The 14,032-nt window shown below is 63.1% G+C and carries 12 protein-coding genes; all 12 read left to right on the forward strand.

The features are described from left to right. The first annotated feature begins 3 nt into the window (after window positions 1-3). Complete coding sequence (locus HPT29_RS12675) at window positions 4-606, forward strand: NADH-quinone oxidoreductase subunit C (RefSeq protein ID WP_173950481.1); 603 nt, start codon at window positions 4-6, stop codon at window positions 604-606. A gap of 18 nt (window positions 607-624) precedes the next feature. Continuing rightward, window positions 625-1,815 (forward strand): NADH-quinone oxidoreductase subunit D, encoded by a 1,191-nt coding sequence (locus tag HPT29_RS12680; protein ID WP_173950482.1) that lies wholly within the window; start codon window positions 625-627, stop codon window positions 1,813-1,815. 116 nt (window positions 1,816-1,931) lie between these two features. After that, complete coding sequence (gene nuoE / locus HPT29_RS12685) at window positions 1,932-2,990, forward strand: NADH-quinone oxidoreductase subunit NuoE (protein ID WP_173950483.1); 1,059 nt, start codon at window positions 1,932-1,934, stop codon at window positions 2,988-2,990. A 14-nt stretch (window positions 2,991-3,004) separates the two neighbouring features. Beyond that, window positions 3,005-4,306 (forward strand): NADH-quinone oxidoreductase subunit NuoF, encoded by a 1,302-nt coding sequence (nuoF, locus tag HPT29_RS12690; RefSeq protein ID WP_173950484.1) that lies wholly within the window; start codon window positions 3,005-3,007, stop codon window positions 4,304-4,306. Window positions 4,307-4,314: 8 nt separating this feature from the next. Continuing rightward, a complete protein-coding gene (gene nuoG, locus HPT29_RS12695; protein WP_173950485.1) occupies window positions 4,315-6,393 on the forward strand; it encodes an NADH-quinone oxidoreductase subunit NuoG in 2,079 nt (692 codons plus the stop codon). Window positions 6,394-6,404: 11 nt separating this feature from the next. Beyond that, window positions 6,405-7,430, forward strand: a complete 1,026-nt coding sequence (gene nuoH, locus HPT29_RS12700; protein WP_173950486.1) for an NADH-quinone oxidoreductase subunit NuoH — start codon at window positions 6,405-6,407, stop codon at window positions 7,428-7,430. 11 nt (window positions 7,431-7,441) lie between these two features. After that, the gene (gene nuoI / locus HPT29_RS12705) at window positions 7,442-7,930 is read left to right on the forward strand and encodes an NADH-quinone oxidoreductase subunit NuoI (RefSeq protein WP_173950487.1); all 489 of its coding nucleotides are present in this window, start codon (window positions 7,442-7,444) and stop codon (window positions 7,928-7,930) included. A gap of 136 nt (window positions 7,931-8,066) precedes the next feature. Then, window positions 8,067-8,681, forward strand: coding sequence for an NADH-quinone oxidoreductase subunit J (locus HPT29_RS12710; protein WP_173950488.1), 615 nt, complete (start codon window positions 8,067-8,069; stop codon window positions 8,679-8,681). An 11-nt stretch (window positions 8,682-8,692) separates the two neighbouring features. Further along, complete coding sequence (gene nuoK / locus HPT29_RS12715; protein ID WP_173950489.1) at window positions 8,693-9,001, forward strand: NADH-quinone oxidoreductase subunit NuoK; 309 nt, start codon at window positions 8,693-8,695, stop codon at window positions 8,999-9,001. A 24-nt stretch (window positions 9,002-9,025) separates the two neighbouring features. Continuing rightward, window positions 9,026-11,074, forward strand: coding sequence for an NADH-quinone oxidoreductase subunit L (gene nuoL / locus HPT29_RS12720; RefSeq protein WP_173950490.1), 2,049 nt, complete (start codon window positions 9,026-9,028; stop codon window positions 11,072-11,074). Then, the gene (locus HPT29_RS12725) at window positions 11,074-12,585 is read left to right on the forward strand and encodes an NADH-quinone oxidoreductase subunit M (RefSeq protein ID WP_173950491.1); all 1,512 of its coding nucleotides are present in this window, start codon (window positions 11,074-11,076) and stop codon (window positions 12,583-12,585) included. Before nuoL ends, HPT29_RS12725 begins: the two co-directional genes overlap by 1 nt. 7 nt (window positions 12,586-12,592) lie before the next feature. Next, window positions 12,593-14,032: an NADH-quinone oxidoreductase subunit NuoN gene (nuoN, locus tag HPT29_RS12730; RefSeq protein ID WP_173950492.1), complete on the forward strand. Its 1,440-nt coding sequence runs from the start codon at window positions 12,593-12,595 to the stop codon at window positions 14,030-14,032.

Genomic DNA, 14,032 nt, shown 5'->3' on the forward strand with positions numbered 1-14,032 from the left:
TGCATGAGTGCTGATCTCCAAGCCCTGAGCGATTACATCGCCTCATCCCTCGGCGAGGCGGTGGAGAGCCGGGCCATTGCCTTCGACGAGCTGACGATCGTGGTCCGCCGCGAGGATATCATTCGCGTGGCGACCTTCCTGCGGGACGACCCGCAATGCCGCTTCGTCTGCTTCATCGATATCTGCGGTGCCGATTATCCGGCCCGCGAGATGCGGTTCGACGTGGTCTATCATTTCCTTGCGCCGCACCATAACCGCCGTATCCGCGTGAAGGTGGAAGCGGACGAAGTGACGCCTGTGCCATCGCTCGTCAGCCTCTGGCCGGCGGCGAACTGGTTCGAGCGCGAGGCTTACGATCTCTACGGGATCCTGTTCTCTGGTCATCCAGACCTCCGCCGGATCCTCACGGACTACGGGTTTGAGGGCCATCCCCTGCGCAAGGACTTCCCGATGACCGGCTACGTCGAGGTTCGCTATGACGACGGGCAGGGACGCGTGGTCTATGAGCCGGTGAAGCTCAATCAGGAATTCCGTAACTTCGACTTCCTGTCGCCGTGGGAGGGCACTGATTACGTGCTGCCCGGCGACGAGAAGGCCAAGGCATAAGGAGCGGAGAGGCGACCCATGGGCGAGCATAACATCCGCAACTTCACCATCAATTTCGGTCCGCAGCACCCGGCGGCCCACGGCGTCCTGCGCCTCGTGCTGGAGCTCGACGGCGAGGTCGTCGAGCGCGTTGACCCGCATATCGGCCTCCTGCATCGCGGCACCGAGAAGCTGATCGAGTACAAGACCTACGTTCAGGCGAATCCCTATTTCGATCGCCTTGACTATGTCGCGCCTTTGAACCAGGAGCACGCCTATTGCATGGCGGTCGAGAAGCTCCTTGGCATCGAGATCCCCCGCCGCGCCGAGTTGATCCGCGTCCTCTACTCAGAAATTGGGCGCCTTCTCTCTCACCTCCTCAACGTGACCACGCAGGCGATGGACGTCGGCGCGCTCACGCCGCCCCTCTGGGGCTTCGAGGAGCGCGAGAAGCTCATGATCTTCTATGAGCGGATTTCCGGCTCGCGCATGCATGCCAACTACTTCCGTCCCGGCGGCGTGAACATGGATATCCAGCCGGAGCTGATCGACGATATCGAGGCCTTTTGCGACCCATTTCTGCAAGTTCTCGACGATCTTGACACCCTCGTCATCGGCAACCGCATCTTCAAGCAGCGTAACGTCGACATCGGCGTGCTCACGCTGGACGATTGTTGGAAGTGGGGCTTCTCGGGGGCTATCGTTCGCAGTTGCGGCGTCGCCTGGGATTTGCGCAAGTCACAGCCATACTCGCTCTACGAGGAGATGGAATTCGACATCCCCGTGGGCAAGAACGGCGACAACTACGACCGCCAGGTCATCCGCATGGAGGAGATGCGCCAGTCCGTGCGGATCATGCGTCAGTGCCTGAACAAGCTGCGGGCTCCGGACGGGCAGGGTCCGGTCTCGACCCTCGACGGCAAGGTTGCACCACCTTCGCGTAAGGACATGAAGCGCTCGATGGAAGCGCTGATCCATCACTTCAAGCTCTACACGGAAGGCTTCCACGTACCCGCAGGCGAGGTCTATGTGGCCGTGGAGGCTCCGAAGGGCGAGTTCGGCGTCTACCTCGTTTCGGACGGCACCAACAAGCCGTATCGTTGCAAGGTGCGCGCTCCGGGTTTTGCCCATCTTCAGGGCATGGACTTCATGTGCCGTGGCCACATGCTGGCCGACGTGGCGGGCGTTCTGGGTTCCATCGACATCGTGTTCGGCGAGGTCGATCGTTAAAGCATAAGCCGCCCCGGTCGCGGGGCGGATATCCACGCTCTTAAGGCGTGCTGGAGAAGTTCAAGTCGCGAATGGCCGGGCCTTATGCCCGTCCATGGCGATGAGGAGAAGAGTGTATGGCCGTTCGCAAGCTCGCGCCTGAAGACATGCAGCCCGAGAGCTTCGTCCTCTCCACAGAGACCGAAGCTTTCGCGGAGAAGGAAATCGCCAAGTATCCGCCCGGCCGGCAGGCCTCTGCCGTCATTGCTCTCCTGGGCAAGGCTCAGGAGCAGGCGGGCGGCTGGCTGCCCCGTAAGGCCATCGAAGCCGTCGCAGCCAAGCTCGACATGCCGGTGATCCGTGTCATGGAGGTGGCAACGTTCTACACGATGTTCAACCTCGAGCCGGTTGGAAAGTACTTCATCCAGTTCTGTGGGACGACGCCATGCGTCCTGCGTGGTGCCGGCGAGATTAAAAAGGTGCTGGAGCGCCGCATCGGCGATCAGAACCATGTGACTGCCGACGGCAACTTCTCCTGGCTCGAGGTCGAATGCTTGGGCGCCTGCTCGAACGCCCCGATGGTGCAGATCAACGACGACTATTACGAGGACTTGACCACCGAGAACTTCGAGAAGCTCCTCGATGACCTCGCAGCAGGCCGTCCTGTGAAGGTCGGTTCCCAGATCGGCCGCAACCGGTCCGAGCCGTTCGAGGCCGTGAACACCCTTCAGGATCCGGCTCTCTACGACGGTTCCGTGGTCGGCGCCTGGCGCAAGCGTTTCGAGGAGCAGGCCAAGGCTGCCGAGACGGCCGAGCCCGCCGCCGCCATGGCGTCCATTCCGCAGGATGTGAAGGCCGCCAAGCCGACCGCCGGACGCCCGATCGAGAGCGATGCGGCCGACACCCCGGCCAAGCGCGCCAAGGAAGGCGAGACGCCGATCAACCCGACCGACCAAAAAGAAGCCGCCGATCCCTCGACGGCCACGAAGGGCCGGTCGCACACCGAGGCCGAGCCGAGGCCGGCCCCGCAGAGCGGAAAGTCCTATGTGGCGTCGCCCAAGAAAGAAGGCGAAGCCGTGCCGAGCAGCCCGACGACGCCAGTCGCCGGTACGCCGCCCGCGCAAGCCGAGAGCCGCCGCGACGGAAGCGAGAGCAAGCCGGACGTGATCGTCGACAAAGACAACAAGTCGTCCTGATGGAGTGATCGGGAATGCTTCAGGACAAAGATCGTATCTTCACCAACCTCTATGGGTTCCACTCGCCGGACCTCCAGGCCGCGAAGATGCGCGGCGCCTGGGACGGAACGAAGTTCCTCCTCGAGCAGGGCCGTGACTGGATCATCAACGAGATGAAGGCGTCGGGGCTGCGCGGTCGCGGCGGCGCCGGCTTCCCCACCGGCCTGAAATGGTCGTTCATGCCCAAGCAGTCGGACGGCCGTCCGCATTACCTGGTCGTGAACGCCGACGAGTCCGAGCCGGGAACCTGTAAGGACCGGGAGATCATGCGGAACGATCCGCATCTCCTCGTCGAGGGCTGTCTCATCGCGTCCTTCGCCATGGGAGCCCACGCGGCCTACATCTATATCCGCGGAGAATACGTGGCCGAGCGCCACGCCCTGCAGCGGGCGGTGGACGAGGCCTATGAGGCCAGGCTCATCGGCAAGGACAATATCCACGGCTATCCCTTCGACCTCTACGTCCACCACGGCGCAGGCGCTTATATCTGCGGCGAGGAGACGGCGCTCATCGAGAGCATGGAAGGCAAGAAGGGCATGCCGCGCCTGAAGCCGCCGTTCCCGGCCAATATGGGCCTCTACGGCTGCCCGACGACGGTCAACAATGTCGAGTCGATCGCTGTGGCGGGCACGATCCTGCGCCGCGGCGCCTCGTGGTTCTCCAGTATCGGCCGCCCAAACAATGTCGGAACCAAGTTGTTCTGCGTGTCTGGTCACGTGAACAAGCCCTGCAACGTGGAAGAGGCCATGGGCCTGACCTTCCGCGAACTGATCGACCGCCATTGCGGCGGCATCCGCGGCGGCTGGGACAACCTGCTCGGCGTCATTCCCGGCGGTTCGTCCGTCCCGATCGTCCCGGCCGAGCAGATTGCCGATGCCTACATGGATTTCGACACGCTTCGGAACCTGAAGTCAGGTCTCGGCACTGCGGCCGTGATCGTGATGGACAAGTCCACCGACATCGTCCGAGCGATTGCCCGTATCTCGTACTTCTACAAGCACGAGAGCTGCGGCCAGTGCACGCCCTGCCGCGAGGGCACGGGCTGGATGTGGCGCGTGCTCACCCGCATGGCCGAGGGCCGCGCCCAGAAGCGCGAGATCGACATGCTGCTCGAAGTCTCGACCCAGATCGAAGGCCACACCATCTGCGCGCTTGGCGACGCCGCGGCTTGGCCGGTTCAGGGTCTGATCCGCCACTTCCGTCACGAGATCGAGAAGCGGATCGACGATTACGCGGCAAACCCGCATTCCGAATCCGTCCTGATCGCGGCGGAGTGAGATTGAAGATGGCGAAAATCATCGTTGATGGCGTCGAGGTCGACGTTCCCGCGGAATATACGCTGCTCCAGGCCGCCGAAGCGGCCGGAGCGGAGATTCCGCGCTTCTGCTACCACGAACGGCTTTCTATTGCCGGCAATTGCCGCATGTGCCTCGTCGAGGTGAAGGGGGCTCCGAAGCCGGTCGCGTCCTGCGCCTGGGGCGTGCGCGACTGCCGTCCCGGCCCGAACGGCGAGCCGCCGGAAATTTCCACCAAGTCTCCGACGGTGAAGAAGGCTCGGGAAGGGGTGATGGAGTTCCTCCTCATCAACCACCCGCTCGATTGCCCGATCTGCGACCAGGGCGGCCAGTGCGACCTGCAGGACCAGGCTATGGCCTACGGCGTCGACACCAGCCGGTACCACGAGAACAAGCGTGCGGTGACGGACAAGTATCTCGGTCCGTTGGTGCGCACCTCCATGAACCGCTGCATCCACTGCACCCGTTGCGTGCGCTTCTCCGCCGAGGTGGCGGGCGTGCCAGACCTGGGCGCCCTCTGGCGCGGCGAGGACATGGAAATCACGAGCTATCTCGAGCGTGCCTTGGGCTCTGAACTCCAGGCCAACGTCGCGGACCTCTGCCCGGTCGGTGCGCTCACCCATAAGCCGGAAGCCTTCCACTATCGGCCGTGGGAGCTCACCAAGACGGATTCCGTCGACGTGATGGACGCAGTCGGCTCGTCGATCCGTGTCGATTCCCGTGGTCGTGAGGTCATGCGCATCCTGCCGCGCGTGAACGAAGCAGTGAACGAGGAGTGGATCACGGACAAGACCCGACAGATCGTCGATGGCCTGCGCCTGCAGCGCCTGGATCGTCCCTTCGTGCGTGAGAACGGTCGCCTGCGTCCCGCATCCTGGCAAGAAGCCTTCGCGACCATCGCCAGTCGGGTGAAGGGTACGGATCCGAAGCGCATCGGCGCCATCGTAGGTGATCTTGCCGCCGTGGAAGAGATGTATGCGCTGAAGCTCCTCATGCAGAGCCTCGGCGTCACCAATATCGACGCCCGTCAGGACGGATCGGTCCTGACACCGGCTTATGGGCGCGGCTCCTATCTCTTCAACAGCACCATCACGGGCATCGAGGATGCGGACGCGATCCTGATCGTGGGATCCAACCCCCGGATCGAAGCATCGCTCGTCAACGTGCGGATCCGCAAGCGCTGGCGCATGGCCCCGCCGCCGATCGCCATGATCGGCGAGCACGCCGACCTGACCTATCCCTACGAGTATCTCGGCGCGGGGCCCGAGACGCTGGCCGATTTGGCCGGCGGTCGTCACAGCTTCATCGAGAAGCTTCGTGCGGCGGAGCGTCCGCTGATCATCGTGGGGCAGGGCGCTCTGTCCCGTCCCGACGGGCTGGCCGTTCTCTCGGCAGCCGCGCAACTCGCCCGCGACGTCGGCGCCGTCAAGGATGGCTGGAGCGGTTTCTCGGTCCTGCACACAGCCGCCTCCCGCGTCGGTGCACTCGACCTCGGAATGGTCCCCGGAGAGTGGGGTCTGAACGCTCAGACCATGGTGCAGGGCGAAGTGGACGTGCTGTTCAATCTCGGCGCAGACGAGATTGACATCGCCCCCGGAGCCTTCGTGATCTACCAGGGCACCCATGGTGACCGCGGCGCCCATCGCGCAGACGTGATCCTGCCGGGCGCCACATACACGGAAAAGTCTGGGACCTACGTGAACACGGAGGGGCGGGTGCAGCTCGCCAATCGGGCCGCTTTCGCGCCCGGCGAGGCTCGTGAGGACTGGGCCATTCTGCGTGCGCTCTCCGACGTGCTGGGCCATCGCCTGCCGTTCGACTCGCTCAATGCTCTGCGGGCGAAACTCTATGCCCATTACCCGCACCTTGCGGCCGTCGACACGGTCCAGGCGGCCGACGGGTTTGCCGCCGTTCAAGCCCTTGCCGGTCTTGGCGGAACCCTCGGACGCGAGCCGTTCGCGAGTCCGGTGAAGGACTTCTATCTGACGAACCCGATTGCCCGCGCCTCCGGCGTCATGGCCGAGTGCTCGGCGCTCGCCCGTGAGCTGAAGCTCGAGGCGGCTGAGTAAGAGGAACGATCATGGAATTTGGTGACATCCTCGTCGCAGTCGCGATCATGCTGGGCAAGAGCCTGCTCATGCTCGTGGCTCTGCTCATCTTCATCGCCTATGCGCTCTATGCGGACCGCAAGGTCTGGGCGGCCGTCCAGCTTCGTCGCGGCCCCAACGTGGTCGGTCCCTGGGGGCTGCTCCAGTCCTTCGCGGACCTGCTCAAGTTCGTCCTGAAGGAGCCGGTGATCCCGGCGCCGGCCAACAAGGGCATGTTCCTGCTGGCCCCTCTGGTGATGTGTACGCTCTCGCTGGCCGCCTGGGCGGTCATTCCGCTGAATGCGGGCTGGGCGATCGCCGACATCAACGTGGGCATTCTCTACATCTTCGCGATCTCGTCCCTCGGCGTGTACGGCGTCATCATGGGCGGCTGGGCCTCGAACTCGAAGTACCCGTTCCTCGGTGCGCTTCGCTCCGCAGCCCAGATGGTGTCCTACGAGGTGTCGATCGGGTTCGTGATCGTCACGGTGCTCATGTGCGCCGGAACGCTCAACCTCTCGGCCATCGTCGAATCGCAGAACACACGCCTGGGCCTCTTCGGCTGGTACTGGCTGCCGCTGTTCCCGATGTTCGTGGTCTTCTTCATCTCGGCCATGGCCGAGACGAACCGTCCACCCTTCGACCTGCCGGAAGCTGAGTCCGAGCTCGTGGCCGGCTACATGGTGGAGTATTCCTCCACCCCGTACCTGCTCTTCATGCTCGGCGAGTACGTGGCCATCATGACCATGTGTGCGCTGGGCACGATCCTGTTCCTGGGAGGCTGGCTGTCGCCGATCCCGTTCGCCCCCTTCACCTGGGTGCCGGGCGTGATCTGGTTCGTGCTCAAGGCGAGCTTCCTCTTCATTCTCATCGCCATGGTGAAAGCCCTGGTTCCGCGCTACCGCTACGACCAGCTCATGCGCCTCGGCTGGAAGGTCTTCCTTCCTCTGTCGCTGGCCATGGTCGTCATCGTGGCGGCTGTCCTGATGGCGACCGGCAATGCGCCGGGCGTCCGCTAAAGGAGATCGGCATGCACCTCGACCGCATCGCCCAATCCCTCCTGCTGAAGGAGTTCATCTCAGGCTTCATCTTGACGGTGAAGTACTTCTTCAAGCCGAAGGCCACCCTCAACTACCCGTTCGAAATGGGCCACCGCGGACACCGGTTCCGCGGTGAGCACGCTCTGCGCCGCTACCCCAATGGAGAAGAGCGCTGCATCGCGTGCAAGCTCTGCGAGGCTATCTGCCCGGCTCAGGCCATCACCATCGAAGCCGGCCCGCGCCGTAATGACGGCACCCGCCGGACAACCCGGTACGACATCGACATGGTGAAATGCATCTATTGCGGCATGTGCCAGGAGGCCTGCCCGGTGGATGCGATCGTCGAAGGGCCGAATTTCGAGTTCTCCGTGGAGACCCGCGAGGAGCTCTACTACGACAAGGCCAAGCTTCTCGAAAACGGGGAGCGCTGGGAGCGTGAGATCGCGCGCAACATCGCGAAGACCGCGCCCTACCGGTAAGAACGCTTTCTGCCCGCAGGGCAGGGAGCAAGCAGGTCCGGCGGGTTGTGCCCGTCGGATTCGGATTTTATAGACAGGCCGCCGGATTCTCCGGCGCCACGTCGGAAGGGGCCGCCTCGGGCGGCTTAAGCTGAACATGACGGTTACCGCCGCCTTCTTCTATCTGTTCGCGACGATCACGATCGCCTCCGGCTTCATGGTGATTGCCTCCCGCAATCCCGTGCAGTCGGTGCTCTTCCTCATCCTGGCCTTCGTCAACGCGGCGGGTCTGTTCCTGATGATGGGAGCCGAGTTCCTGGCGATGATCCTGGTCATCGTCTATGTGGGCGCGGTCGCGGTGCTCTTCCTCTTCGTCGTCATGATGCTCGACGTGGACTTCGCCGCGCTTCGCCAGGGCTTCCTGCAGTATCTGCCGATCGGCGGCGTGATCGGTGTGATCTTCCTCCTTGAGCTGATCCTCGTCGTAGGAGCCTATACGGTCGATCCAGGCCTCGTTCGCTCGCCAGCCGTGCCAATTCCGGCGCCCGATGTCATGACCAACACCGAGGCGCTCGGCCAGGTGCTCTACACCCGCTACTTCTACTTTTTCCAGGCAGCCGGCCTGATCCTGCTGGTCGCCATGATTGGCGCCATCGTGCTGACCCTGCGTGAGCGGGTCGGCGTCCGGCGCCAGGACATTTCCAAGCAGAACGCCAGGACGCAGGAGACTGCCGTCGAGGTTCGGAAGGTTCCCTTCCGGCAGGGCATCTAAGGAGGCACGCAATGGTTATCGGACTAGGCCATTACCTTACCGTCGCCGCCGTGCTCTTCACGCTCGGGGTGTTCGGTATCTTCATCAACCGGAAGAACGTGATCGTCATCCTGATGTCGGTCGAGCTGATCCTGCTCGCCGTGAACATCAACATGGTCGCCTTCTCGACCCACCTGAACGACATCGTCGGCCAGATCTTCGCCATGCTGATCCTCACGGTCGCGGCGGCGGAGGCGGCGATCGGCCTTGCCATTCTGGTGGTCTTCTTCCGCAATCGCGGCTCGATCGCAGTCGAAGACGTCAACAGGTTGAGGGGCTGAGCCCGAACGGCGAAGTAAACGACAATGTATCACGCAATCGTCTTCCTGCCGCTCGTCGGCTTCCTCATCGCAGGCATCTTCGGGCGTGTGCTCGGAGCCCGTCCCAGCGAACTCATCACCACGGCACTGCTCTTCATCGCGGCGGTGCTGTCGTGGGTTTCCTTCATCCATGTCGGCTTCGGCGAGGGCGCCACCCGCGTCCAGGTCGCCCAGTGGATGTCAGTCGGCGATCTCCAGGTTGACTGGGCGTTCCGGATCGACACGCTGACGGCCATGATGCTAGTCGTCGTCAACACCGTGTCGGCGCTGGTGCACCTCTATTCCATCGGCTACATGCACGAGGATCCGCACCGTCCGCGGTTCTTCGCCTATCTCTCGCTCTTTACCTTCGCCATGCTCATGCTGGTGACGGCGGACAATCTCATCCAGATGTTCTTCGGCTGGGAGGGCGTCGGCCTCGCGAGCTACCTCCTCATTGGCTTCTGGTACCAGAAGGACTCGGCCAACGCGGCGGCCATGAAGGCCTTCATCGTCAACCGCGTCGGTGATTTCGGCTTCCTGCTCGGCATCTTCACGATCTTTGTGCTGTTCAACGGCGTGACCTTCGACGGGATCTTCCCGCGCGTTGCCGAGTTTGCGAATGCGCGCTTCACCTTCCTTGGGATCGAATGGCACGCCCTGACGATCGCCTGCCTGCTGCTGTTCATGGGCGCCATGGGCAAGTCTGCCCAGTTCCTGCTGCACACCTGGCTCCCGGACGCAATGGAAGGCCCGACCCCGGTCTCGGCCCTCATCCATGCCGCAACCATGGTGACCGCCGGCGTGTTTATGGTCGCCCGCCTGTCACCGGTCTTCGAATATGCGCCGGCCGCTCTGACGGTCGTGACGGTGATCGGCGGCATCACGGCGTTCTTTGCCGCGACTATCGGTCTGGTTCAGAACGATATCAAGCGGGTCATCGCCTATTCGACCTGCTCGCAGCTCGGCTACATGTTCGTGGGCCTCGGGGTCGGCGCCTACGGGGCCGGCGTGTTCCACCTCTTCACGCACGCCTTCTTCAAGGCCCTGCTGTTCTTGGGCGCCGGCTCGGTCATTCATGCCATGCACCATGAGCAGGATATCCGCCATATGGGCGCCCTGCGCCGCTACATACCGTTCACCACGGCCATGATGGCGGTCGGCACGCTGGCGCTTACGGGTTTCCCGTTCACGGCAGGCTACTATTCGAAAGACGCGATCATCGAGGCGGCCTATGCGGCCCATTCGTCGGCAGGCTCCTTCGCCTTTCTGGCCACGGTCGTTGCCGCATTCATGACATCATTCTACTCCTGGCGCCTGTTCTTCCTCACCTTCGAGGGAACCGCCCGTTGGGGCCATGGGCACCATGCTCCGAGCGCCCACGAAGGCGTGGAGCACGATAAGTCGGGCCACGACGTCGAGCCGGGCTCTCAGGCCCAGCACGAGCACGGCCATGACGATCATGCGCACGGGCACCATGGCTCGCACCTTCCGCACGAGAGCCCGCTCGTGATGCTCGTGCCGCTGCTCGTGCTCGCCATCGGGGCTGTTCTCGCCGGCGTCATCTTCCACGGCGCGTTCATCGGGGAAGGCTACGAGGAGTTCTGGAAGGGCGCGATCTTCACGGGGCCGAACAACCACATCCTGGAAACGATGCACCATCTTCCGGGCTGGGTGCCGCTTCTGCCCACGATCATGATGATCCTCGGCTTCCTGGTTGCAGTCTACATGTACATCATTGACGCCAAGCAGCCGGCGAAGCTGGCGGCCGACCACCCGATCCTGTACCGGTTCCTGCTCAACAAGTGGTACTTCGACGAGCTGTACGACGCGATCTTCGTTCGTCCGGCCATGGCGATCGGACGCTTCTTCTGGCGCACCGGTGACCAGCGGATCATCGATGGACTCGGGCCGGACGGCATCTCGGCCCGCGTTCTCGATGTGACGCGCGGCGTGGTGCGGGTGCAGACGGGCTACGTCTACCACTATGCCTTCGCGATGCTGATCGGCGTTGCGGCTCTCGTGACCTTCTATCTCTTCAGGGGAGCCCACTAATGCTCGGCTTCGGCATCCTCTCCGGCCTGCTCATCCTGCCCCTCGTCGGAGCGGCTTTCATCCTGACCCTGCGGGGCGACAGCGAGGCTGCTCGCTCGAACGCACGCTGGGCAGCCCTTGCCACGACGGTCGCGACCTTCCTGCTGTCGCTCGTGGCATGGGCGCGGTTCGACGTGGCATCCGCGTCGTTCCAGCTCGTGGAGAGCCATTCCTGGCTGACCGAGACGATCCGGTTCAAGCTGGGCGTCGATGGCTTCTCCATGCCGCTCGTGCTGCTCACCACGTTCCTGATGCCGTTCTGCATCCTGGCCTCGTGGGATTCGATCGAGAGCCGGGTCAAGGAGTACTTCGTCGCCTTCCTAGTGCTCGAGACCACGATGATTGGCGTGTTCTGCGCTCTCGACCTGGTGCTCTTCTACCTGTTCTTCGAGGCGGGTCTCATTCCGATGTTCCTCATCATCGGAATCTGGGGCGGCAAGCGCCGCATCTATGCGAGCTTCAAGTTCTTCCTCTACACGCTCCTCGGGTCCGTCCTGATGCTCCTGGCCATCATGGCCATGTACTGGGCCGCCGGAACCACCGATATCCCGACGCTGCTTGCCTTCAAATTCGCTCCGAATCTGCAGATCTGGCTCTGGCTGGCCTTCTTCGCATCCTTCGCGGTGAAGATGCCCATGTGGCCGGTTCACACCTGGCTGCCGGACGCTCACGTGGAAGCGCCGACGGCCGGCTCGGTCATCCTGGCAGGCGTCCTGCTTAAGATGGGCGGCTACGGCTTCGTCCGAGTCTCCCTGCCTATGTTCCCGGATGCGTCGCTTTATTTCGCTCCCTTGGTCTATGCGCTGTCCGTCATCGCGATTATCTACACCTCGCTGGTCGCCCTGATGCAGGAGGACATCAAGAAGCTGATCGCCTACTCGTCGGTGGCGCATATGGGCTTCGTGACCATGGGCCTGTTCAGCATGAACGAGCAGGGCATCCAAGGCGCCATGTTCACCATGATCTCACATGGTCTGATCTCCGGGGCGCTGTTCCTGAGCGTCGGCGTGATCTATGACCGGATGCATACCCGCGAGATCAAGGCCTATGGCGGGCTCGTCAACCGCATGCCTCTTTATGCGGTGGTGTTTCTCATTCTGACCATGGCGAACGTGGCCCTGCCGGGGACCTCGGGCTTCATCGGCGAGTTCCTGACCCTGATGGGAGCCTTCCGGTCGAACACCTGGGTGGCGTTCTTCGCGGCGACCGGCGTGATCCTCTCGGCAGCCTATGCGCTGTGGCTCTACCGTCGTGTGGTCTACGGACCGCTCGAGAAGCCGGCCCTGCAGGGAATCACGGACCTGAACCGTCGCGAGATCATTACGTTTGCTCCGCTCATCCTGCTCATCATCTATTACGGCGTACAGCCGGGCCCGATCCTTGATGCCTTCGCGGCACCGACGGACGCGCTCATGAACAGCGTTCAGGCTGCGCTCGCCACCGTGAAAACGGCCGCTGTCGCGGCACACTGAGGTCACGATGAATCCCGCCCTCACCATTCCCGCTTTCGGTCCGATGCTGCCAGAGATCCTGATGGCGGTCGGAGTTCTCGTCCTGGTTCTGTTCGGCGCATTCCGCGGCGAACGCCCTGGCTTCGGCATGAGCATCATCGCGCTCGCGCTGCTCGCCGTGACCTTCGTGGCGGTCCTGATGCTCCCGTCGGAGCGGGTCGAGACCATGGCCGGGTCCTTCGTGATCGACGGATTCGCTAAGTTCATGAAGGCGCTGACGCTCCTTGCATCGGCCGGCGGCATCATCCTCTCCCTGGACTACATGCGTCGCGAGGGGATTTACCGCTTCGAGTACCCGATCCTGATCGTGCTATCGACGATCGGGATGATGATGGTCATCTCGGCGAATGATCTGATCGCGCTTTATCTTGGGCTCGAACTGCTCAGCCTTTCCTCCTACGTCATCGCAGCCTTCGACCGCGATAACGAACGTTCGACGGAAGCCGGGCTGAAGTACTTCGTGCTCGGAGCACTTTCGTCGGGCATGCTGCTCTACGGCGCTTCGCTGGTCTACGGCTTTAGCGGGAGCGTGTCGTTCCCGGTCATCGCCTCCGTCCTGCAGGGGAACGTCGGCATCGGCGCCGTCGTGGGCCTCGTCTTCGTAGCAGCCGGCATCGCCTTCAAGATCTCGGCCGTGCCGTTCCACATGTGGACGCCGGACGTGTACGAAGGGTCGCCGACCCCCGTGACCGCCTTCTTCGCGGCCGCTCCGAAGATGGCCGGCATGGCGATGGCGACCCGTGTGTTCATCGATGCCTTCCCGGGCATCCTGGTCCAGTGGCAGCAGATCATCGTCTTCATCTCGATCGCTTCCATGGCTCTCGGTTCTTTCGCGGCCATCGGTCAGCGCAATCTGAAGCGCCTGATGGCCTATTCGTCCATCGGCAACGTGGGCTATGCGTTGATCGGCCTGGCTGCCGGTACGCCTGAGGGCGTCCAGGGCGTGGTGGTCTATATGGCCATCTACCTTGCCATGACGCTCGGCACCTTCGCGGTGATCCTCGGCCTGCGCCGCGGGAACGTGATGTTCGAGTCCATCGACGATCTTTCAGGTCTAGCGCGAACTCATCCGGCGCTCGCGTTCTGCCTGGCCATGATGATGTTCTCGTTGGCCGGCATACCGCCGCTGGCGGGTTTCTTCGCGAAGTTCTACGTCTTTGCCGCGGCGATCCAGGCCAATCTCGTCACCTTGGCCGTCATCGGCGTCGTGACGAGCGTAATCGGCGCCTATTACTACCTGCGCATCGTCAAGGTCATGTACTTCGATGCACCGGTCGAGCGGTTCGAGCGCATGTCTCCGGGCGTAAGCTTCGTCCTTGTCGTGTCGAGCGCCGTGGTGCTGCTGTTCTGGCTGATCCCGGCCCCGATCGTCAACGCAGCGGGCGCCGCCGCGCGCTCCTTGTTCTGA

The organism is Microvirga terrae, from assembly GCF_013307435.2.
Classification (GTDB): domain Bacteria; phylum Pseudomonadota; class Alphaproteobacteria; order Rhizobiales; family Beijerinckiaceae; genus Microvirga; species Microvirga terrae.

Coding starts and splice junctions, on each gene's coding strand:
- nuoF (WP_173950484.1), top strand. CDS start 3,005: ATGCTTCAGGACAAAGATCGTATCTTCACCAACCTCTATGGGTTCCAC.
- HPT29_RS12710 (WP_173950488.1), top strand. CDS start 8,067: ATGACGGTTACCGCCGCCTTCTTCTATCTGTTCGCGACGATCACGATC.
- nuoI (WP_173950487.1), top strand. CDS start 7,442: ATGCACCTCGACCGCATCGCCCAATCCCTCCTGCTGAAGGAGTTCATC.
- nuoH (WP_173950486.1), top strand. CDS start 6,405: ATGGAATTTGGTGACATCCTCGTCGCAGTCGCGATCATGCTGGGCAAG.
- nuoN (WP_173950492.1), top strand. CDS start 12,593: ATGAATCCCGCCCTCACCATTCCCGCTTTCGGTCCGATGCTGCCAGAG.
- HPT29_RS12680 (WP_173950482.1), top strand. CDS start 625: ATGGGCGAGCATAACATCCGCAACTTCACCATCAATTTCGGTCCGCAG.
- nuoL (WP_173950490.1), top strand. CDS start 9,026: ATGTATCACGCAATCGTCTTCCTGCCGCTCGTCGGCTTCCTCATCGCA.
- HPT29_RS12675 (WP_173950481.1), top strand. CDS start 4: ATGAGTGCTGATCTCCAAGCCCTGAGCGATTACATCGCCTCATCCCTC.
- HPT29_RS12725 (WP_173950491.1), top strand. CDS start 11,074: ATGCTCGGCTTCGGCATCCTCTCCGGCCTGCTCATCCTGCCCCTCGTC.
- nuoK (WP_173950489.1), top strand. CDS start 8,693: ATGGTTATCGGACTAGGCCATTACCTTACCGTCGCCGCCGTGCTCTTC.
- nuoG (WP_173950485.1), top strand. CDS start 4,315: ATGGCGAAAATCATCGTTGATGGCGTCGAGGTCGACGTTCCCGCGGAA.
- nuoE (WP_173950483.1), top strand. CDS start 1,932: ATGGCCGTTCGCAAGCTCGCGCCTGAAGACATGCAGCCCGAGAGCTTC.